Source organism: Paenibacillus sp. FSL E2-8871, from assembly GCF_038000345.1.
In the GTDB taxonomy this organism is placed as follows: domain Bacteria; phylum Bacillota; class Bacilli; order Paenibacillales; family Paenibacillaceae; genus Paenibacillus_AQ.
On sequence record NZ_JBBOBV010000001.1, the window covers coordinates 3,787,784 to 3,810,949 of the forward strand.

General features: G+C 44.7%; 17 protein-coding genes. 3 read left to right on the forward strand and 14 right to left on the reverse strand.

Annotated elements, in window-relative coordinates:
* Positions 1-75: 75 nt before the first annotated feature.
* The 7 genes from NYE25_RS17225 to xylA all read right to left on the reverse strand — a co-directional run bounded on the left by NYE25_RS17225 (position 76) and on the right by xylA (position 11,307).
* Complete coding sequence (locus tag NYE25_RS17225; RefSeq protein WP_076285489.1) at positions 76-1,833, reverse strand: ABC transporter substrate-binding protein; 1,758 nt, start codon at positions 1,831-1,833, stop codon at positions 76-78.
* 146 nt (positions 1,834-1,979) lie between these two features.
* Positions 1,980-2,885, reverse strand: a complete 906-nt coding sequence (locus tag NYE25_RS17230; protein ID WP_042191881.1) for a carbohydrate ABC transporter permease — start codon at positions 2,883-2,885, stop codon at positions 1,980-1,982.
* Positions 2,886-2,950: 65 nt separating this feature from the next.
* Complete coding sequence (locus tag NYE25_RS17235; protein WP_256716397.1) at positions 2,951-3,886, reverse strand: ABC transporter permease; 936 nt, start codon at positions 3,884-3,886, stop codon at positions 2,951-2,953.
* A 749-nt stretch (positions 3,887-4,635) separates the two neighbouring features.
* A complete protein-coding gene (locus NYE25_RS17240; RefSeq protein ID WP_341146460.1) occupies positions 4,636-6,177 on the reverse strand; it encodes a response regulator transcription factor in 1,542 nt (513 codons plus the stop codon).
* Positions 6,174-7,961 (reverse strand): sensor histidine kinase, encoded by a 1,788-nt coding sequence (locus NYE25_RS17245; RefSeq protein WP_341146461.1) that lies wholly within the window; start codon positions 7,959-7,961, stop codon positions 6,174-6,176. Before NYE25_RS17245 ends, NYE25_RS17240 begins: the two co-directional genes overlap by 4 nt.
* A gap of 217 nt (positions 7,962-8,178) precedes the next feature.
* The gene (gene xylB / locus NYE25_RS17250) at positions 8,179-9,675 is read right to left on the reverse strand and encodes a xylulokinase (protein ID WP_341051633.1); all 1,497 of its coding nucleotides are present in this window, start codon (positions 9,673-9,675) and stop codon (positions 8,179-8,181) included.
* A 315-nt stretch (positions 9,676-9,990) separates the two neighbouring features.
* On the reverse strand, positions 9,991-11,307 hold the full coding sequence (gene xylA / locus NYE25_RS17255; protein ID WP_042131068.1) for a xylose isomerase: 1,317 nt from the start codon (positions 11,305-11,307) through the stop codon (positions 9,991-9,993).
* A 375-nt stretch (positions 11,308-11,682) separates the two neighbouring features.
* Here xylA and NYE25_RS17260 point away from each other — a divergent pair, with 375 nt between their 5' ends.
* Together NYE25_RS17260 and NYE25_RS17265 are read left to right on the forward strand one after the other, a co-directional pair.
* Positions 11,683-12,843 (forward strand): ROK family transcriptional regulator, encoded by a 1,161-nt coding sequence (locus NYE25_RS17260; RefSeq protein ID WP_341146462.1) that lies wholly within the window; start codon positions 11,683-11,685, stop codon positions 12,841-12,843.
* A gap of 215 nt (positions 12,844-13,058) precedes the next feature.
* On the forward strand, positions 13,059-13,259 hold the full coding sequence (locus NYE25_RS17265) for a hypothetical protein (RefSeq protein WP_042191897.1): 201 nt from the start codon (positions 13,059-13,061) through the stop codon (positions 13,257-13,259).
* A gap of 266 nt (positions 13,260-13,525) precedes the next feature.
* On the opposite strand, the gene NYE25_RS17270 is transcribed toward NYE25_RS17265, so the two are convergent.
* The 7 genes from NYE25_RS17270 to deoC all read right to left on the reverse strand — a co-directional run bounded on the left by NYE25_RS17270 (position 13,526) and on the right by deoC (position 22,499).
* Entirely contained in the window at positions 13,526-13,759 is a 234-nt protein-coding gene (locus tag NYE25_RS17270; protein ID WP_042191899.1) for a glutaredoxin family protein, read from the reverse strand.
* Between the two features lie 69 nt (positions 13,760-13,828).
* A complete protein-coding gene (gene trxB / locus NYE25_RS17275; protein WP_042191901.1) occupies positions 13,829-14,770 on the reverse strand; it encodes a thioredoxin-disulfide reductase in 942 nt (313 codons plus the stop codon).
* 156 nt (positions 14,771-14,926) lie between these two features.
* Complete coding sequence (locus tag NYE25_RS17280; protein ID WP_341146463.1) at positions 14,927-16,891, reverse strand: heavy metal translocating P-type ATPase; 1,965 nt, start codon at positions 16,889-16,891, stop codon at positions 14,927-14,929.
* A 344-nt stretch (positions 16,892-17,235) separates the two neighbouring features.
* Positions 17,236-18,375 carry a 3-dehydroquinate synthase gene (gene aroB, locus NYE25_RS17285; RefSeq protein WP_341146464.1) on the reverse strand — a complete coding sequence of 380 codons (1,140 nt, stop codon included), beginning with the start codon at positions 18,373-18,375 and terminating at the stop codon, positions 17,236-17,238.
* Between the two features lie 617 nt (positions 18,376-18,992).
* A complete protein-coding gene (locus tag NYE25_RS17290) occupies positions 18,993-20,069 on the reverse strand; it encodes a hypothetical protein (protein ID WP_341146465.1) in 1,077 nt (358 codons plus the stop codon).
* 211 nt (positions 20,070-20,280) lie between these two features.
* Positions 20,281-21,573, reverse strand: coding sequence for a homocysteine synthase (locus NYE25_RS17295; RefSeq protein WP_076285495.1), 1,293 nt, complete (start codon positions 21,571-21,573; stop codon positions 20,281-20,283).
* Positions 21,574-21,821: 248 nt separating this feature from the next.
* Complete coding sequence (gene deoC / locus NYE25_RS17300; protein WP_143759565.1) at positions 21,822-22,499, reverse strand: deoxyribose-phosphate aldolase; 678 nt, start codon at positions 22,497-22,499, stop codon at positions 21,822-21,824.
* 322 nt (positions 22,500-22,821) lie between these two features.
* Between deoC and NYE25_RS17305 the strand changes: the two genes are divergently transcribed.
* Complete coding sequence (locus NYE25_RS17305) at positions 22,822-23,163, forward strand: hypothetical protein (RefSeq protein WP_042191906.1); 342 nt, start codon at positions 22,822-22,824, stop codon at positions 23,161-23,163.
* The last annotated feature ends 3 nt before the right edge of the window (positions 23,164-23,166 follow it).

Below are 23,166 nucleotides of genomic sequence, written 5' to 3' on the forward strand. Positions count from 1 at the left end.
CGGCGGGAAGCCCGGACTTTCGTTCGGACTTCCCGCCATCTTCATGCTTTTATTTTATTAACCTTAATTCAATAATTACTCATTCCAAAGTTTCACGCGTTGTTTAACCAGCTCTTCACGTAAATCTTCAGCTTTCGTCACACCAGCTTTATCCAGTTCAGCCATGTAAGCATCCCAAACTTTGTCGAAATCAGCTGGTTTGGACAAGATGGCTTCAGGAATCCGTTTCCAACTGATATCCTTCAGCTTGTTGTCGAGAACGACAATTTCGCTATCCCCAGGAATCGTGATGTTCCATGCCGCGCCCCAAGGTTTAACTTTGAATTCATCTTCATTTGGGAAGAGGTCTTTCCAAGTTGTTGCTTTATAAGCAGCAAGTGTTTCTTTTTCAACTGCATTGTAGCCTACTGTTACTTGCTCAGGGAAACGAGTTGTATAGTAGTTTCCAGTTGGATCCAATACGCCGTCACCATAGTGAGCGCTAAGCAGAGCGTAGTTTGATCCGACATTGCCAAGTCCTGTTTCTTTTTGGAAATTGGTAGTGTCATTATATTTACGGTTGTTCACATCTTCAGGAATGACGCGTTTGCCGTCAACTACGTTGTAATGCTTGCCTTCGATACCCCAGTTAACCAATACTTGACCTTCATCGGAAGCTAAGTAGTCTAAGAATTTAATTGCACGTACTGGATCTTTAGCATCTACACTGATCCCAATGCCGTTACCACCCATAAAGCCTGTAGGCCAGAAGGAAGTTTCTTTGTACTCTTCAGACAGGGTTACTGGATAGTGTCCGTATCCTTGATCCAGCTTACCTTCAGCTTTCAATGCTCTTTCTCCATCGCCATAACCCCAGTCTTGGTCGATCAAACCAATAACACGGCCGGTAGCGATTTTAGCTTTGTACTGATCATACTTTTGAACGAAGCTTTCCGGGTCAAGCAATCCGATATCGTTCATATGGTTGAGCCAGCGGAAATATTCTTTCTCAGCAGGACGACGGAAGTGATAAGTTACTTCTTGTGTGTCGATATCGATTGCATATTCACCATCATCAGGAGATCCTGTAGTAGTGAATGCTGGGTTAGTTACTGTAATGTACATGTACCAATCATCTGCATTTAGGGTCAGACCGATGTTTTTGTTACCATTTTCATCGGTTGGATGTTTTTCTAGGTAAGCCTTGATTACGTTCTCATAATCTTGGACAGTTTTAATTGCAGGATATCCCGCTTCTTTAACAGCACGGTGCTGTAATTCAAATCCGCCGCCAGCATCAAAGTATTTGTTATCCACACCTGCATACGTAGGGATAGCATAGATCGCGTGGTCATCGTCACTGTAGCGTGAGCGTTTCATGCCTTCTTCGCCTAATACTTTTTTGATGTTCGGAGCATATTTTTCAATCAGATCTGTCAGATCAAGCATTGCGCCTGCATCCACCAGCTTGCTTACGTCGGTCTTGGCACTGATCAGATCCGGATAATCACCGCTTGCTGCGATCAACGCTACTTTCTGAGCAGGGTCACCAACCGCGTATTCAGCATTCAAGGTAACTCCCGTTTTTTCCGTAATCACTTTACCTACTTCATCTTGCATGCCTGTCCAGTTCGGGTTAGGGTCAGCACTGAAGAAAGTCATCGTGAGCGGAGAAGTATCCTCAACCGCATTGGCCGAATTAGCTGCATTCCCCTTATTTGTTGCATTTCCAGCTGCATCTCCAGCTGCGTTATTGCCGTTGTTTCCACCACAACCTGCGAGCATGCCGAGCATCATAATAGAAGTAAGTGTAAGTGCCGTTGCTTTAGCTTTTATTTTTCTATTATTCCCCATTACATAAACCCTCCTTAAAATTGTTTATCTATCGTATCACAGATAAATCCTGTTAATACTTATCCCAAAACTTCCCACAAGAAGAGAAAACGGATACAAAATACTCTTAAAGCTTAGGGGAGACTATGCTCCCCTGTTAGCTGTGATTAGCTCTTCACAGCGCCAAGTGTCATACCTTGAACAAAATATTTCTGAATGAACGGATACACCAACAAAATTGGCACGGTTACGACAATCGTAATCGCCATCTTGATAGACTCTGGCGAGACCTGATTCGAAGCTAGAGAAGCAATGTTGGAGCGATAATCGCCACCATTACCACTGGTTGTACTCTGCAGAACCTTCATCAGTTCATATTGCAATGTCGTCAGATGAGGGCTTGAACCATTATACAAATACGTATCAAACCATGCATTCCATTGACCTACCGCTAGGAACAACGCGATTGTTGCTAGAGCCGGCTTCATCAGCGGCAGGATGACACGCCAGTAGATGGTAAAGTCATTAGCTCCATCAAGCTTCGCCGATTCCTGCAGTGCATACGGCAGGCCGTCAATAAAGGAGCGGATAACGAAGACATTAAAAGCACTAACCAATCCAGGCAATACGTAGACTGCAAAGCTGTTCATCATATGGAGATCCTTGATCAGCATGTATATTGGAATCATTCCTCCAGAGATATACATGGTCATCGCCAAGAATGTGGAGACGAACTTGCGGCCTGCAAAATCAGGACGGCTGATCGTAAATGCTAGCATCGAGGCACTGATCAGACCGAACAAAGTACCGACGACTGTCCGCAAAGCGGATATTTTAAACCCGGTGATCAGCCCTGCGAAACTGAAGATTTTTAAGTAATTGTCCCAGGTAAATTCCCGAGGATAAATGGTGATGCCGCCGCGCACACTATCCACTGAATCATTCAGCGAGATAGCAAGCACATTCAGAAACGGATAGATCGTGATTACAACCACGAACAGTATTACAAAGTACACTATGAAGTCAAAGATCCGGTCTGACCACGACTTTCCGGTGATAGCTGTGTTTCCCACTGTAACGCTCTCCTTTCATGAAAAGGGCAATATTGCAGCCACGATTGGTAGAAGGGCCTTCTGTGTTACAGAAGGCTCTCTTTAGTTGTACGCTTGAAGATTCCATTAATCGTAAACAGCAGGATTACACTGATCACTGAGTTGAATATATTGATCGCGGTACCGTAGGAATATCTCGCCATGCCTAGTCCGTATTTCAGAGAGTACAGATCCAGCACCTGAGAATAGTCGGTAACGAGGTTGTTTCCAAGCAAGAATTGCTTCTCAAAGCCGATATTCAGCAAATTACCAATCGACATAATGAGTAGCACTGTAATGGTCGGCCGGATACCTGGAAGGGTGATATGCCATACCTGGCGGAGCCTGCTGGCACCGTCTACTCGGGCCGCTTCGTACAGTTCAGGTCCAATACCCGAGATGGCCGCAAGGTAGATAATCGCATTCCATCCGGTTTCTTTCCACACATCTGATAAAGTAACGATTCCCCAGAAGAGATGGCCCTGAGCCATGAACTGGATAGGTGAGTCTATAAATCCAATTGTTAACAAGAGATCGTTTACAAGACCATTTTCGCTAGATAACATTTTAGTTACAATTCCTGCTGCAACCACCCATGATACAAAGTGAGGCAAATACGAGACGGTCTGAGCAAAACGTTTAAAAAATCCAAGACGCAATTCATTGAGCAATATTGCAAACGTTATCGGAAAGATAAAGCCTGCGACCAAGCCCATTCCGCTCATCGCCAGCGTATTACGCAGCGCCAGAAGAAATTGCGAGTCACTGAACAGTGTCTTAAAGTGTTCAAAACCTACCCATTCTTGTTCAAAAAAGCCACGTGCGGGCTTGTACTTTTGAAAAGCCATCGTCCAGCCCCATAATGGGAGATAACTGAAGACGAATGCCCAGATTACAAAAGGTATCGACATCATCCACAAATACTTTTGATTCTTAAAGCTTCTCCAAAACCGTCCTCCTGAAGCAGGCTTTTTGTTGCGCATTCGGGTGTCCGGCGGGATTTGAGCAGTTACTGTGTCCGCTTTCATAAAGCCCCTCCTCTCTATGCCTTAATTCTAAAACTTTGTAAGCGATTGCAGTACCCTATAAATTCGACTTAAAATCAGGTGAAAATTAGAGATTTTTGTCCGGGGTGAATTCTCATTTCGGCTCATCGACACAGAGAGGCTAATGCTGCTGGCGTCTGCATTATTCTTTGGATTGGACTCCTAAAAACACTTTGCTTGCTGGATTTTAGTCACTACGAGGAATGTTCGAACTTTTGATCGCTGGTTCTTCGAAATTTCTAACTAGGCTTCTGGTAACCAGCCACTACGCGGAATATTTGGACTTCCGATCGCTGTTATCCTCAGATTTCCTGATTTGAACCGCTTCTCGCGGTAGAAATCCGAGGATAAAGGCGAACGCTCCGCTTCTACAGTTCCAAATATTCCTCTTCGTTCTTCTACCAGTCACCAATTTAAAATTAGAAGATTTCAACGCTTCTACAGTTTCAAAAATTCCTCTTAACTCCTTTCCCAGCAGATTTTATTGAACCAAAAATCAAAAGAAACTGCATTAACCCTTCACCCGCATAAGCTTAAGCAGGTGTCTATTTAACTACATTAATACTTCACCACGTACAATTGGTGGGAGTAGGGAAAACAAAAAAAAGACCCGTGGACTGAAGTTCAGAAAACCACCTGAACTCAGCCACGGGTATAACAGACAAGACAAGAATACCACACCATCCTTAGATGCTTTTTCGATAAGATGTTGGTGAGATTCCTACATATTTACGGAACTTAGCGTTGAAATAATCGGGGTTCATATACCCTACCTTCTCGGCCACCTCGTATACTTTCATCCCTTGCGTCAGAAATTCCTTAGCCTTCTCAATCCGCACTTTGTCCACGTACGTATTGAAGTATTCTCCTGTGGTGTTCTTGAACATTTTACCGAGATAAGCGCTGTTGTAGCAGAATAACTCGGATAAGGTCTCCAGCTTTAGGTTCTCATTGTAGCGACGGTTGATTATTTCTGTGATCTTCTTAATTTCATTTCCACGCCCACTGGTCATCTGACCCGCAATTTCTTCGAGAAATGAGACAGCCTGATCCTGCAAATCAGACAAATAATAACTTTGATAAAGCTCCCCTATTGGAGGGGAATGCTCTGCTGCATAGGTGCGAATTTCCGGATACGTAGGCTCCAGACGAGCCAGAACAGTACTAAGGAGTCTCACAAAGGTCTCTTTAATTCGCAATTCATCACTGCCCGCAGATATAAGTTCAGCACAGATAGTTAGCACTATCGGTCGAATCGCGCTCAGACTTCCGGTTTCTACTGCAAGCAGCAGACGACTCTCCGTCTCCTGATCCTCTTCAGTCTTCTCCTTCATCTCCATCAGAAATCCTGAAGGATCTGTACTGATGATGATCCCCTTCTTGAAGAAGAAGGAACGTCTTAACAGCTCACGTGCTGAATTAAACGATTCTCCCACCATTTCAGGTCGAGGTACTACTCCCCCCGCTACTACAATGAAGTCGTAACCCTTTGGTTCTATCACTGCAGATAATCCCTTATATAATTCTTCCCGCTTGCTCGCACTCTGGTCCGGATCCTTCATGAGAATGCCCAAATACTGTGACAATGTAAAGAATGATGCACTAGGATGATTACTAAAATGCTGTTCCATTACTGTTTTGATTCCCCGGAGATCCTCATCATTTGCACCAGCTGTTTTTCTTAATTCAATGAGAATGACTTCATAATTCCCCTGATCGAGTCCTAGCGCATCCACATGTCTGCTAAGGCCCTCCTCCAGTTCTTCCTCTGAGGTTGGCTGCAGAAGCGCTCGGAGTAAAGTTTCCCTATTGCGAGCGGGCTCCTCCTCATTCCAGTCACTGAACCGCTGCTCCTGCTCGATCGTTTCATGTAGCTGTTCCAGACATACGATCATTTCATCCTCATCCACTGGCTTCAGCAAATAGCCGTCGATCCGATAACCAATCGCCCGCTTAGCATATTCAAAATCAGCATGTCCACTCAAAATGAGCACATGACTTTCTGAGCCTTCTTTGCGAAGCTCACTAATCATTTCCAGACCATCCATTCCAGGCATACGAATATCAGCAACGATCAGCTCCGGGTAGAAGGTATGATACTTTTCAAGTGCTTGCAAGCCATTAGCTGCTGTAGCTACCACCGTATAACCGAGCTTCTCCCATGGGATCAGACTTCGAAGTCCTTCCCGTAGCTTCGGCTCATCATCGACAATCATCACTTTTATCATAGATTGTTGTCCTCCATTGGTATGCAGAAGAAAATAACCGTTCCTACATTAGGTCTACTTTCAATCGTTAGCCCATATTCTGCGCCGTAGGATAGTTTTAGCCGGTCATGTACATTACGAAGTCCAATTCGCTCACCTTCACGCTCTTCCTTACGCTCAAGCGTGTTCAGTAATTCCTCCAGCTGAATTGGAGATATTCCTACTCCGTTATCTGTAATCGTAAATTTAGCATGATCCCCAACTTGTACAACTTCCACCGTCACAAATGCACCTTCCATCTTATTATCCAGTCCGTGGATTACTGCGTTCTCAACAAGTGGCTGAATAAGAAGCGGGGGCATATAAAGAGATTCAACGGCAGGGTCTACAGTAAATTGATATTTCAACCTCTCCTCATAACGGAATTGCTGAATATCCAAGTAACAACGTACCACTTCTAATTCCTGACTAAGCAAAATTTTACTTCGGCCTACCTCCAGGTTACTGCGCATCATTTTACCTAGAAGACGTACCACACGGGCAATTTCCATTTGCCCCTTCATGTGAGCTTCCATCCGAATCGCTTCTAGTGCATTGAATAAGAAATGCGGGTTAATCTGGCTGGCCAGCATTTTGAATCGTATATCATTTTGTTTCTGTTCCAGCAGACTATTCTGAGCATTGGATTCCTGTACCTCATACATCAAATCATTAATGCTGCGTACCATGGAATTGAATTGACGAGCTAACAGGGCGATTTCATCCTTGCCATCAATCTTTAATGTCGTATCAAAATCCCCAGTACTGACTCGGTTAATATGTCTGCTTAAATGCAGCAATCGTCGTGAAAACAACGAGGAGAAGCTATATATAATTAAAAAGGCCAATAGAACACTTATCGCAACCACAGTAATCGAAAGCTTAATCACTTGATTGGGTTCTTTAACTATACTTTCAATCGAAAAAACAGATATAATTCGTAGTGCATTTCGGCTGGCTTGTGGTTTAAGCTCCTCGATCACAATTTTGGAAGCTTCACCATCTACTACTGCTTCATAGCTTCCACTTCCCTGCCCCAAGAGCTTCGTGTCAAAAGAAACATCCACCAGCTTTTTACCTGTCCGATCTTTCCGGTTCGCTGCAATGATATTGTCTTGATCATCGACGATCATGGTATCAAAAGATTCCTGGCTTAGAATGGATGCAAGCTGCTGACTGTTCACATTAATAACGAGTACACCGATCTTACTGGAGCCCTCCAGCTCGATTTTGCGGACAAGACTTAAATAATTCCGCTTATCACGCTCATCTTCGATATATTCCCAACCGACAAGACTATCGTACCGCTGTGCTCTCTGATACCACTGGCTCTCCTTAATCTCAGGTGAAGGATTGATCAGCTCCCAGTTGTTAAGCAGCGTAGCGTTGTCAGTGTATAAGCGAATGTTGGATATATCTTTATACAACCTTAGATACTCACGCATATCCGAATAATCGCGGTAAGCTTCCACCACATCATAAGTGCTAACATACTGACGTATGGCAAGTCTCTTCAACCGTGCATCATTGCTCAAGCGATATGCGATATCTTGAGATACACCGATGACTTCTTCCGTTCTTTTCTTTACCCGATCTACGTTGATTGAAGCTTGTTCCAGTGCGCTCTGAAACGCCATGGTCCTCATCTCAAACGTAAGATAACCGCCTACCAGTAATACCGGAAGTAACGTAGTAAGTAAAAAAGCAAGCAACAGCTTATTGCGGATTTTGATGTCATTCAACAGCTTAACAATCCATTGGAACATGGCCTTCCGCCCCCCGAAACCTTCACTATCTCATGCAGAGTTTAACGCTGCCCTGGAGATACCCCATACTTTACAGAAGAACAATAGGAACGGCAACAACTTCGAATACAGCCTATCCTCAGATCAATAAACGAGATGGTCATAAAAAGGTCCTTCGCCATATGCGAAAGACCTTTTTTATCAGACATATCAAGCATAAACCCTTCGGCGTCCATAATTATTGGCGGTACGCTGCCAGCTTGTTATTCAGTTCACGGGTCTGACCGTAGACTTCCTGATAGAGGTTAAATAAGCCGTCATAGATTGCCGCTTGCTTCGGATCCGGTTTATATACATCCGCAGGACGGATGAAAGCTTCTGCACATGCACTAAGTGATGTGAACCAGCCACTACCGTAAGCTGCCAACATCGCTGCTCCCATAGCCGGACCTTGCTCACTTTCAAGCTTCACGATGGATGCATTGAAAATATCTGCTTGCATCTGGAGCCATGCCTCATTTTTAGCCCCGCCACCGATCGCAATGATTTCTGTAATCTCTTTGCCTGAATCACGTACAATCTCGATAGATTCACGTAGCGAAAAGGTAATGCCTTCTAATACGGAACGTGTAAAATGTGTCAACGTATGCCCTGAATCCATACCAATAAAGCTTCCGCGAATATTCGCATCTGGATGAGGTGTACGTTCCCCTACGATATAAGGTGTAAAGAGCAGTCCGCCGCTACCCGCTGGAATGGAAGCTACTCCACTTAGCAATTCATCAAAGCTTTTGTCTGACGCAAAGGTTTCTTTGAACCATGTAAGGCTATGACCAGCCGCTAGAGTAACGCCCATGATATAGTAGGCATCTTTTTCACCATGGTTGAAGAAATGAACTTTGCCTTCGAGATTTAAGTCTTTGTTGCTCTCATAGGAAAGAACTACACCAGATGTACCAATACTGCACATCGTCCGGCCTTCACCAAGGACACCTGCTCCAAGAGCCCCGCATGCATTATCCGCACCACCAGCAAATACCTTTGTTGAAGATAAAAGACCGGACGCTTCCGCAATATCCGGCAATAACGTTCCTGTCTGTTCAAAGGACTCTACCAGTCTAGGACAAAGGGAAAGCGGCAGTTCAAAAGCTTCAGCAATTTCAGCACTCCACGTTTTAGAACCTACATCTAATAGAAGCGTTCCTGCAGCATCGGAATAATCCATCGCATAATCACCGGTCAACCGGAGACGCACATAATCTTTTGGCAACAGGAACTGATACGCTTGTGATAATACCTCAGGTTCATTCTCTTGTACCCATAGAATTTTAGGAAGTGTGAAGCCTTCCAGTGCACGGTTTCTAGCAACCTCAATAAGCTTTGCTCCGAGCGTCTTCTCTATTCTTCTGCACTGTGCAGTAGTACGAGTATCATTCCAAAGAATGGCCGGACGAAGCACTTGCCCTTCCTTATCCACTAGTACCAATCCGTGCATTTGCCCGGAGAAGCTAAGACCATCAACTTGTGATGGGTCTATGCCCGATACTTCAATCAGACGACGAAGACTGACCAGCGTGCCTTTTACCCAGTCCTCAGGATTTTGTTCGCTCCAGTTCGGCTGCGGTCTGCTTAGCGGGTAGGACTCGGAATGCTCAAAAGCCACCTTGCCCTGTGGGTCCACTAGAACAGTCTTCACTGCGCTAGTGCCCAAATCTACACCTATAACGTATTTCATTTTTGACCTCCTAAAAGTTTTATGAGCGCTTACTTCGTTGAAATACTCCGAATAAAACTCGCTTCGAAAGCATCCTGCTTAGTTTTGTGAGCATAGGCTTCATTGAATTACTTCGAGCAAAACTTAATTCGTAAGCATCCGCTTAGTTTTATGGAGCTTAGCTACTTGATTCTCTTCGCAATAAAACTTACTTCGTAAGCATCCGCTTAGTTTTTACTACAAAAAGGGGGCTGCCGAAGAATGCTCTCTTCAGCAACCCCCGTTGCATTTGTTCAAACTGGATTCAAAGCCTAAGCTTCAAGCTCCCTGTAAAGACTACTCTGCCAAGATGTATTGGTTAAGGGTAGCTCTCAGGTATTCTTGACGTCCGGATTGGTTAGGGCGTGGGTTCTCATTGTTCAAAGCATATTCAGCCAAGGAAGCCAAAGTTGCTTTGCCGGATACGATGTCCGCACCAACGCCTTCATTGAAGCTACTGTAACGTTTTTCAACGAAATCTTCGAATACGCGATCTTCGATCAATTTAGCAGCTACTTTCAAGCCTTTTGCATAAGTATCCATACCAGCGATATGTGCTAGGAACAGATCCTCAGGCTCAAAGGAAGGACGACGTACTTTAGAGTCAAAGTTGATTCCGCCTTTGCCAAGACCATCATTCTTGAGTACTTCATACAGTGTAAGTGTTGCATCGTAGATGTTAACTGGGAATTCATCTGTATCCCATCCGAGCAATGTATCACCTTGGTTAGCATCAAGCGATCCGAGCATGCCGTTGATACGAGCTACACGAAGCTCATGTTCAAAAGTATGACCTGCAAGCGTAGCATGGTTAGCTTCAAGGTTCAGCTTGAAGTGCTTGTCGAGGTTGTACTTTTGTAAGAAAGAGATCGTTGTTGCTGCATCGAAATCATATTGATGTTTCGTAGGCTCTTTTGGTTTAGGCTCGATCAGGAATTGACCGTCAAAGCCGATTTCCTTAGCGTAATCTACAGCCATGCTGAACAGACGAGCAATGTTGTCTTGTTCAAGACCCATATCTGTATTCAGCAATTCTTCGTAACCCTCACGACCGCCCCAGAATACATAGTTGCTAGCACCCAGACGTTTACCAACTTCCAGACCTTTCTTCACTTGTGCTGCTGCATGTGCGAAAACATCAGCGTTAGGTGTAGAACCTGCACCGTGCATGTAACGTGGATTAGTGAACATATTAGCTGTATTCCACAACAATTTCTTGCCGGATGTCTTCATGCCTTGTTCAAGGATATCAACGATAGTGTCGATGTTGCTGTAGAATTCACGCAAAGATGCGCCTTCAGGTGCGATATCTACATCATGGAAGCAGAAGTAAGGCAGATCCATCTTGTCCATAAATTCAAATGCTGCTTCAGCGCGAGCCTTAGCTTTGTCCAGACCGTTCAATTTGTTCCAGCTGCGAATTGCTGTTTCAGCGCCAAAAGGATCAGAACCGCCAGCAGTTAATGTATGCCAATAAGCCATTGCAAATTTCAGATGTTCTTCCATAGTTTTGCCGGCTACGACTTCTTTAGGATTGTAAAATTTAAATGCGAAAGGGTTGGTGGAACGGCTTCCCTCGTAAGAGATTTTGTTCACTGTCTCAAAATAAGCCATTGTGTAATCCTCCTCAATTTGTGCTTCGCCCGCAAGCGTTTACAGGATCATCTTAACACATCTTTTAGACTTTGTATATTGGTTAAACAAAGTTTTGATAAGTTTTTTTGTCCATTTTTTGGGACCCTGTCTAGCCTCCTCTCTCCTCTTCCCAAATATAGGAGATCCCTGTTGGAAAATTTCCTCTGGACGCTACGTATTGCAATTTGCAGCACATCACTCTAGACTAAGTGGCATACAACAAATGGGAACTATGCCAAGCTAAAACGCCTTTAGCGTCCTTTTAAGGACGGTAAGCGTTTATGCGAGAATTATAAGGAGAAAGTATACCGAGAAGCTTATACTTTCTTATAATTTAAGAAGGATGTGTGATTTGTGAAGGTTACTGGAGACCAAGCGCTGGTCAAAAAAATAAATAAATCGATTGTACTACATACCATTCGAAGACACTCTCCACTCTCGCGCGCGAAGGTCTCAGAGATGACCGGACTGAATAAAGCTACTGTGTCCAATTTGGTAGCCGAGCTGTGCACGCAAGAATTGGTAACTGAAGTCGGACCTGGGGAATCAAGCGGTGGCCGCAAACCGTTAATGCTGCATTTTAACACGATGGCTGGTAGTGTAATCGGCATAGAATTACGGGTAAAGCAGCTAACAGCGGTCTTATGTGATCTGAGCGGGGGCATTCTTTACGAAAGCGACTTTTCTTTAGAAAACCATGATTTCCCTTACGTTCTGGAACAAATGAAAAAACTTATCTCAGGCTTGATTATCAACGCTCCAGAATCCCCTTACGGCATCGTCGGCATCGGAGTAGGTGTCCCCGGGATGGTGGATGAAAATGGTGTTGTACTCTTCGCTCCCAACCTTGGCTGGGAAATGGTCGAGCTGCGAGCGATCCTCGAAGCTGAATTTTCCGTTCCTGTCACCATTGATAACGAAGCGAACGCGGGTGCACAGGGTGAACTCAACTTTGGAGCGGCACGAGAGGTAAGGCATCTCCTTTACATCAGTGCGGGATCAGGGATCGGATCTGGAATTATTATTGGTGGAGAACTATACAAGGGTGCAAGAGGATATGCCGGCGAAACCGGACATATGACGATTGAAGCCCAAGGCAAGCCTTGCAGTTGCGGGAGTCGTGGATGTTGGGAGTTATATGCCTCTGAGAAAACTTATGATAATCCCGATCTCTCCCTCCCTGCCCATACTACGCAAGAGCTGGTTCGCTATGCAGCCGGCGGGCAAGAAGACGCCCTGCATCACTTCTCAACGATGGGTGAATATCTCGGTATCGGGGTGACCAATCTAATCAATAGCTTCAATCCAGAGCTTATTGTGATCGGTGGGGCATTGTCTGAGGCTGAAGAATGGCTAGGCGAACCGCTGCGTCGGGTTGTAGCTGAGCGTACTCTTCCTTACCATAAGCAGCAACTCGAAATTACATTCTCTAAGCTCGGCAGCCGTGGAACGATGATCGGCGCAGGTTTCTCTGCTGTTATGCATTTCCTGGGCGATATTCGGGTGACCCTATAATCCATAACGGTAAGCGAAGCGTTTATATGAGAAATATAAGAATAATTTATAGCGTGGAACATATACATTCTTATATTTTGAAATAATTGACGTAAAATTGACGCATTTGAGTGAATCAAAAGTGCAGTAAAAAGAACAGAAATCCTATATAATAAAGGTCAAGCTAGTGTGACATTTATCACTACAACCCCTTTTTTGAAATGGAGAGCGAGTCCATGACCTATGTTGATACGTCTGATATCTCGGCACAGATGTTCATCACTGTGTTGCTTTTTCTGCTCATTATTGCCCCTTTGATCAGCCTCGGCGTGCTCCGTTTTTTTCAAGCTAAAAAGAAATCAGGATTTATTCTTATTGGCAGCGGCGCTGCTGTATATGTACTATTTCAGCTCATTACATCTTTCACTCAAACCTAAACTCTACTTCTAGATCTACTTTCATAAAAATAGTCTGCGCACAGATGCGTCAGACTATTTTTTGTATGCTTAAAGCTCGCAGGTATTTTATACTTTCTTATATTTCAAAAAAGACCGCCTCCTGATCGGAAGCGGCCCATTACAATTTCCTTATGGAAATCTTATTTAACAAGAAGAAACGACTTTATCGTCCTATTAAGACGACATCGGCTCCTCGTAGAAATATAAGAATATTATAGTTGTACAGCATATAAATTCTTATATTTTCAAACAGTCGCGAGTGCTTTGTCGAACTGAGTTTTGTTCATGCCAACAATTTTATGCTCACCGATTACAGTTACAGGAATAGCCCTCACTCCCATGTCCCATACTTGCTGAGCAAAATCATCGTTCTGCTCGACATTGCGTTCTTCGTAGGATACGCCTTTTTCGCTTAAAAAGCTCTTCACCTGACGGCAATGCGGGCAATTTGTTGAGGTATATACAATTACATTCTCCATGGTATGACCTCCTATAAAAGATATACAGTGATGATATCAATTGTAGCATTGAGGGTTTTTCAAACCAAATTATAGAATAACTGCACTGTGCTCCAAGCTTTCGATATATTTCTCAGCATCCATAGCTGCCATACATCCACTACCTGCTGCAGTAATCGCTTGTCTGTAACGAGTATCCTGTACATCACCACATGCGAACACACCTGGGATATTAGTTTCGGAAGTGCCTGGGTTCGTCATGATATAGCCATCCGCATTGGTTGTGATCTGTCCACCTAAGAAAGAGGTATTAGGGTGGTGGCCAATCGCAACAAACACGCCGCTTGCTTCGATGATTTCTTCTTCACCAGTCTCATTGTTAAGCACTTTTAGTCCATTGACGCCTCTTTCGCTCGAAGTCACTTCCAGAGGAGTACGGTTCAAGTTCCAATCTACTTTAACATTAGCGCGTACACGATCCTGCATGATCTTCGAAGCACGCAATTCTCCACGACGGTGCACCAAAGTCACTTTGGAAGCAAAACGAGTCAAGAAACCCGCTTCCTCAAGTGCGGAATCTCCGCCACCAACAACCACGATCTCTTTATTACGGAAGAAAAATCCGTCACAGGTAGCGCAGGTGCTCACACCGCGTCCTACGTTATCTTGCTCCCCTGGGATACCGAGGTATTTCGCTGTAGCGCCTGTGGAAATGATCAATGTATCTGTAGTAAGAACACCCATTCCTTCAACATTCAGCTTAAAAGGGCGCTCTCCAAGTTCTACACTGTTCACCCAGCCCGTACGGAATTCTGCACCAAAACGTTCAGCTTGTTTACGCATATTATCCATCAAGTCAGGGCCCATGATTCCTTCAGGAAATCCAGGGAAATTCTCCACTTCTGTAGTTGTGGTTAATTGTCCACCGGGTTGAGGTCCTTCGATGACTAGTGGGTTCAAATTGGCACGAGCCAAATAGATAGCGGCGGTTAATCCTGCCGGTCCAGTACCAACAATTATTGATTTATACATATCTATGTCCTCCTTGAGCTAAACGGCATTGACGTCGCTTCTTATTTAAAATAATTATAATGTAGTGTTAATTATGATAACTGAAAGCAAATATGTCAATATGCCAGACTCCCAAGTTCCGAAACTATTTTGTGAACAATTTAATTTCAAAAAATATTATCTCAATAATCTTAGTCCATTTAGAATCACTAATATCGTACTGCCTTCATGCCCTATCACGCCAAAAGGAAGTGCGATCCCTTGCACAAAGTTGCTGATCATAAGCACTGCAATCACAGTCACAGCAAAAATCATATTTTGCTTCACAATTCGCTGCGAACGACGCGCCAATGATATCGTTGAAGCGATCTCTTCTATATTATCATTCATAAGCACTACATCGGCTATTTCAAGTGCTGCGCCGCTTCCTTTCATGCCCATCCCCATGCCTACGGTTGCTGTCGCCAAAGCTGGTGCATCATTCACACCATCACCTACCATAACAACGTGACCATACTTTTCACGTAGTGCTTTGATATGCTTTACTTTATCCTCCGGTAATAGATCGGCAAATACCATATCCACTCCAGTAGTACCTGCAATAACCTGAGCTGTAGCGTCACGGTCACCGGTAAGCATTGCCACTTTAATCCCGAGCTCCTGCAGCTTACGCACTGCGGCTTCTGCTTGTGGGCGAACCGTATCCTGTAAAGCAATCATTCCGGCAATTTGCTCACCGTCCAGAATGATGGAGACGGTCTTCCCTTCTTCAGCCAACTGCTGCCGCTTAAGTTTCCAATGCTCTAGTTCAGGATTCATAGCAGATGGAGTCAGCTCATCGAGCAAATTAGACTTTCCGATTCTCCAGAGATGTCCGTCGATTTGACCTTCAATTCCCCAACCTGTGATGGTTTTACTGTCTTCTACTCCCTGTAGCGCTAAACCTTCCTCTTCTGCTTTACGCACAATCGCTTCCGCCAGTGGATGACGGGACATATGCTCAATGGATGCGCTAACCGTTAGCAACTCTTGCCGACTGTAGCCTTCACCTGCAATAAAATCAGTTACCTGAGGAGTTCCCTCTGTAAGCGTCCCTGTCTTATCGAATGCCACAACCGTTGTGCGAGCCATATTTTCCAGATGGACCCCGCCTTTAAACAGAACCCCTTTTCGCGCACTTTTGGAGATGGCTGACAGCATCGCTGGCATAATGGAAGAGACCAAAGCGCAAGGTGATGCTACTACTAGAAAGACCATCGCTTTATAGAAGGTTGCGCTCCAGCTCCAGTCCAGCAAAAACGGTGGAAGGATAATCAGCGCCACTGTCGAGGCTACGACAACCCGTGCATAGATGGCTTCTAGTCTTTTAATAAAACGCTGGGAGTTAGGAACTTCCGTCTCTGCCTCTTCTACCATTTTGATGATTTTAGCAAAAAGGGTGTTCTCAGCTGCTTTCGTTACCTCAATATAAAGGGGGCCTTCTCCATTAACAGTGCCTGCAAAAACCTCGCTACCGGCACATTTCTCTACAGGAACCGATTCTCCCGTAATGGAAGCCTGATCTACTGCCGATTCCCCCCGATATACCTTGCCGTCTGCCGGAATTAAATCTCCCGGGCGCACAAGCAGCAGATCTCCGATCACCAACTGGTCAATATTAACCTCATTCATACTTCCTTTTTCAATGCGCATAGCCGTAGCCGGTTTGAGTGCCATCAGCGAGGAAATATCCTTTTTACTACGTTCCATCGTATAACTCTCTAATGCTCCACTGAGTGCAAAAATGAAAATAAGCATAGCACCTTCATTCCAGTATCCAATGGAAGCTGCGCCTAGTGCGGCTGCAATCATTAATAGGTTCACATCGAGATCTCGTTCTTTGACGAGCGTTTCTACGCCTTCCTTTGCCTTGTTCCAGCCACCAATCGTATAAGAAATGACATAGAGCGCTATGGAAAGAATTTCTGACCATCCACTAACTGACCAAGCAAAAAGCATAAGCAGTCCGCTGCCCAGAGCAGCCTGCATTTCAGAATTGCTGAGCATGGCACGCGGATCGAACCGGCGCTTTGGAGCGCCTGGCTTCTTCATGCTGCCAGAGATAGATGACTGCTTGGGTAAATGTTTTGATGTTGCTTGCATAATAATCGCCGTCCTTTAAAGTTTTGTGGAGTTTTACTTCATTGACTCTACTTCGCAACAAAACTTGCTTCGTGAGCATACGCTTTGTTTTGTGGAGTTTTACTTCTGCCAAGTGAGAATGAGAGCCATTATTAAGACCCCTAAAATGACACATGCTGCCCCGGCTTAGCCGGGACAGCATGATTGAAAACTATAGGTAGTGAGAATGATAATCATTGTTGCAATAGTACAACTATATTTCCTTAGTGCAACTTATATTTTAATCATACCACCAGGAATTAAAAAGTAAAGCCTATCTATTCAGCTAACCGCCATTTATTTCAGAATATGTGTTAGCTGCCCGTTTAGTGGCGAATTTTATCTAAAAGCTCTGTTAGGACATGTTCCTCAACTGGAGTTGAATAAGATCCATCCTCAAAACGTTTCATCGAGCCGATTCCTTCTTGGAATACAAAACGTATGCGCCCTTTGCGTACTTTTTTATCAGTGTACATTTTATCGATTAACATTCGGTCTGTAATGGTTGCTGGGATTTCATTTGGCAGACCTGCCTTCTGTAGCAAAGCAATCACCCGCTGAGCTTGGTCCGGAGTTACATACCCCAAGTGCTCTGCTAACTGCACCTGAATCGAAAGTCCAATCGCTATGGCCTCGCCATGTAACAATTCATAACCACTTAAAGCCTCTAGTGCACGACCTGCGGTATGCCCCAGATTTAAAATTTGACGCAGGTTACTCTCCAATTCGTCCTTCTCCACCACACCATATTTGATCTCACAATTGTAAAGTGCAATCCGTTCGCAAACTTCGCGATCTAATACAAGTCCATCTTCGGCGGAAACTACTTTATCCATATTTCGCTCCAAAAACTCGAAAAATCCTACATCGGCGATGCAGGCATGTTTGATCGTTTCAGCCAAGCCGCTACGAAACTCACGAACCGGAAGAGTTCTCCAAGTCGCTAAGTCGATGTACACCTTTTTGGGTTGATGAAATACACCGATTAGATTGGTAGCGACTGGTGTATTTACGCCTGTTTTACCGCCAATGGATGCATCTGCTGCCGCTAATAAAGTAGTTGCATAGTTCAAACTCGGCACTCCCCGGCCAAATGTCCCTGCCAGAAACCCTGCTAAATCCGTTACCGCTCCGCCTCCAATCGCAATAATACAGCAATCTCGTCCATACGAACGACTTAATAGCTGATCCTCAAGCTGTGCCTTCGTTTCACGGGTTTTGGACTTTTCTCCAGCTGGAAAAGAAAAAAGCTCCACATGGAAACCATTCTGAATCAGCTGTTCCAGCAAGGCTTGTCCATACAGCGCTTCAACTTTGAAATCCGTAATAATCGCAAATTTGCTCACATTCTCTACGATTCCTCGTTTTAAGTCTTCTATTAATGAGTTAAATAAAGTTTCACCGATCTCAATGTCGTAAGAATGATCAACAACCTTCTTCAGGGCAACTCTAAAATTTGCGGACATGTGCAGCGCCTCTTTTCAGTAGGATGCTAATAGATTCGAGCCGCCTCTTTAATTATCCTTTTTATGTAAAATCAATGAGGACCTGAAAGCAAATCGACTGGGGCAAGACGATATGACCCTGACGACAGGCAGCATTATGAATGAAGTAGAAGTCGCAGTGCAGCCGTACTTGTAATGCACTTAACTTCATTTGAGCAGTAAGATCTACGCGAAGCCGCCTTCGGATACATATACACTGTTGAAACGGGAAGTTTGCGAACGTTTCGTTACGGACTGAGTGGACCTTAAACGCAGCTTTTTCCCAGATTTGGATTGCTAACGGACCCCATTGCAGCTATTGGCCTGAAAAACACCAAATATGAGTCTCTTTCTATTGAATAATGTCTCTGGAGTCCGTAAGCCTCATGGGATGATGATTTTACTTTTGAAGCAAGTAGTCAAAACACTCAAAATGAAAAAGATCTCCCAACAATAAATTACAGTGATCATTCAATAACGAAGAGCAATGATCCTCTAATAATAAAGAGCAGTGATCCTCTTTTTATCGATTCTAAATGAAACGTATCGTCTTATTTAGAAGAGAAAGCGGCTTAAGTGACAGCCGCTTCATTGTTGTCCTACTGCCTTCCACCGGCGGCAGTATCCAGTGTTTCCTGCTGCCTGGCGATCCAGATCAGACAGGCTGCTCTAAGCAGCGCTTCGGTCCGCTGACCTGCGCTGCAAAAGATCCCGCTGAGGCCGATCTGATACAGATCGGCCAAAGCCGACGCCGCCGGAGTCCCCGCGGCGAGAACTACCGCTGCCGGCTTCACGCTCCGCACGGCGGCAAGGATCTCCCCCGCCGCCAGGGTGAAGCCCTCTGCGGCGGCCCCTTCCGGCGCGAGCTCGCTCGCCGCGCCGTCGAGCACTAGGAAATCGGCGATGCGCGCGATTTCCGCGGCGGCGGAGGGCTCCACATCGGGCGCGATCAGCGCCCCGATGCGGCACGCCGCCGCATAAGCGTGGCCAAGTGTCTGATCGGCCACGACCTCGATGAATTCGCGCTTTGCGGCGAATTCGGCTCCGCTTGCGGTGTAGGCGACCAGCAGGTCAAGGCGGCAATCGCCGCCTTGCCGCTGGCTCTCCGCCACCGCAGTAAAAAGCGCTTCGAGCTGCGCGTCCTGAAGCGCGGTGAGCTTTGCGGGCTGCGCCGCAAGCTCCTCTGGATGCAGCAGGGTGAGTGCTGCCCATTCACCATCCGGCGATTCCAGCAGCGCTGTGGTCGCTGCCTGCAATCGATAATAAATCCGCTGCAGCATTCGATTAGCCTGCAGCTCATCTTCACTGGATAACCAGTTCTCATAAAGACAGAACAATTCAGGTTCAAGCAGCCATTCCTCACTTCGTATCAGACAAGGTCCAGCTTGAACGGATCTTGTTCCTTCTCTTGCAGTAGGGCGCTTTTCACGTTCTTCTCGTCCTTCACGCAGCACTAAGAAAGCCGACTGTTCTCCAGGGCGCTTAAAATAAGAACGGTTCAAAGGTTCTACGACATCCTTCTGCTCTACTCCGGTGATAAATTCTGCGGCAGCGGAGGCAACGGATCCGGCTTGACTCATTTCCATCCCAACAGCCCGATCACCGGCCTTATACATGAACTTGAACGGGCGCTCTTCACTACTCCGAAAACCATCCTGCTGACGTTCACCCTTCATCTTCGCACCCACCCTTTATCTTTGGATTGCTGCCGGTACGCCTAGTAAATAAACATCATGCCACCGACATCTTATTACCACACTTATAAATACGGGAACCTCCCATGAAATATGCAAGCGTTGCCAAATCATATGAACAATTAGCCTTATTAAATCACAAAAAAAAGGCATCGCCGCATAGCAGCAGATGCCTTCCTTGAACTTCATTGTTCTATTGTTGACTGGCGGCAATGGCCTGTTCCAGATCATAAATAATATCATCAATAGATTCCGTACCAATCGATAAGCGGAGCAATTCCGGAGTTACTCCCGCTGTGGTTTGCTCTTCATCCGACAGCTGTGCATGTGTTGTGCTCGCAGGATGGATAATCAATGACTTGGAGTCACCGACATTCGCCAAATGCGAGAACAGCTTCACATTTTCAATCAGCTTGCGTCCTGCAGCACTCCCACCTTTAATACCGAAGGTAAGGATCGCTCCTTGGCCTTTAGATAAATACTTTTGCGCTAATTCATGAGATGGATGAGTAGGAAGTCCAGAATAACTTACCCATTCTACATCTGCGTGTGCCTCCAAATATTGCGCAACCTTTAGTGCATTCTGGCTGTGACGTTCCATCCGCAAATGGAGTGTTTCGAGCCCTTGCAACAGCATCCAAGAGTTAAATGGTGAAATAGAAGCACCTAAATCGCGAAGTAATTGAACGCGGGCTTTGATAATATAAGCTATCGGTCCAACAGCTTCCGTATAAACAACGCCATGATAACTTGGATCAGGCTCTGTAAGTCCTGGGAACTTACCGCTTGCCTTCCAATCGAACTTACCACCGTCCACAATAATTCCACCGATAGATGTACCATGCCCGCCGATGAATTTAGTTGCCGAATGAACAACGATGTCAGCTCCATGCTCAATCGGACGCAGTAAATATGGACTTGGGAACGTATTATCTACAATAAGAGGAATTCCATGTTCGTGTGCGATCGCTGCAACGGCTTCAATATCTAGTACATTCCCCTGTGGGTTACCAATGGTTTCTGCATACAAAGCTTTGGTTTTATCATTAATCGCAGCACGGAAGTTCTCTGGATTATCCGAATCCACAAAATGCACCTTAATGCCAAGCTTAGGCAGCGTTGTAGAAAAAAGATTATAAGTTCCACCGTATAGGCTTGCCGCAGATACAATTTCATCCCCAGCGCCCGCAATATTTAGAATGGAGAAAGAAATAGCCGCTGCCCCGGAAGCTGTAGCAAGTGCACCTGCTCCACCTTCTAGTGCTGCCAAACGCTGTTCAAATACATCTGTAGTCGGATTCATCAGCCGAGTGTAAATATTACCGAATTCTTTGAGCGCAAACAGATCCGCTGCATGATCAGCATCACGGAATCCATAAGACGTGGTCTGATAAAGCGGTACAGCACGTGCGAAAGTAGTTGGATCAATTTCCTGGCCTGCATGAACAGTCAAAGTTTCAAATGACAGCTTACGGTCTTCTGACATAGGTATTTCCTCCCTTTATAAATAAGAATAGAAATCTTTAACAAATAATAATTGTACCCATTCTCTCATAAACGACATCATTTGAAAAGAAAAAAATCTTATTATTCCGGTGCGAATTATTATATTTTAATTTATTCAAAGGAAAGCATGTCCGATGAACATCAGATAACGCTTTCAATAAAAAACAGAATAGCGGCGGATAAAGCTTATCCACCTCATCTCACCGCTACCATTTTACTTATCTTCTTTTAGTAATTGCTTTGGCTTGTTTCACCCTTAGCAATAGCTACACCGCCGCTGGTACCAATACGGCTTGCACCAGCTTGTACCATTACATGTGCATCTTCTGCACTACGAACACCACCGGAAGCCTTCACACCCACATTAGGTCCAACCGTTGCACGCATCAGCGCGATATCTTCCTTCGTTGCCCCACCTGTAGAGAATCCTGTGGATGTTTTTACGAAGTCTGCTCCAGCTTCAACAGAAAGCTTGCAGGCACGAACCTTTTCTTCTTCCGTTAATAAACAGGTCTCGATAATGACCTTAGTCAGTGCTTTGCCGCGAGCTGCGTCTACAACTGCTGCAATATCACGTTTAACCAACTCATTGTTACCATCTTTCAGCGCTCCGATGTTGATGACCATATCCACTTCACCTGCACCATTAGCGATAGCATTGGTAGTCTCAAATGCTTTGGTCTCTGTTGTCGAGGATCCGAGCGGGAAGCCGATAACTGTGCAGACTTTAACCTCAGGCGTATCCTTCAACACTTCATGGGCAGTAGCTACCCAAGCAGGGTTTACGCAGACTGAAGCAAACTTATATGCTTTTGCTTCCTCTGCCAATTTAACGATATCTTCTTTCCGTGCATCTGCTTTAAGCAGTGTATGATCAATGATCCGCGATAGTGTAATTTCGCTCATTTTTGTCATTCCTCCATGATTTGGATAGTGAATTTTTTTCATCTCTGTAATCATACCAATAGAACTCTGCTTTGCAAAGTCGACTGGACGATCAGACCCACCCTAACCTCGATTAACTCATATAAATACACTTAGAGAAGGTCATTATTTACTAAATTATCTTTTCAAGTTAATTTTATACCTTCTTGTATTTTTTAAAATATAAAGGATAATCCCCCTAAACTTTCCCATTAAAAAATACGATAATATCTATATAAATGGGTTTTTTAGCCTATTTATTTAAATTTTTCTTTCATCATATTTAGGAGGAGATCGATTTAAAATGGGAAACTTTAATTTCACCTCAAACGCTGCAGCCCAAAAACTGAATGTACAAGTAGAAGGTTCTATGTCTCCGGAGGACGCCGGGCGCTTCATTCAGGAGTACAACCAAATCGTAAGTACATTTGACCCAGCACAATATGAGATCATTTTAGATTGCAAGACATTAAACGTATCCTCGCCCGACACTCTTCCTATGCTTGAGCAATGCTACATACTGTATAAAGAATCAGGATTTAAAAAAGTAACCTTCATTATTGCCAAAAGCCCTGTCCTAAAAATGCAGCTAAGCCGAGTAGCCCGGGCAACGAAATTAGAAAATTACGAAATTATTGAAGCATAGGAG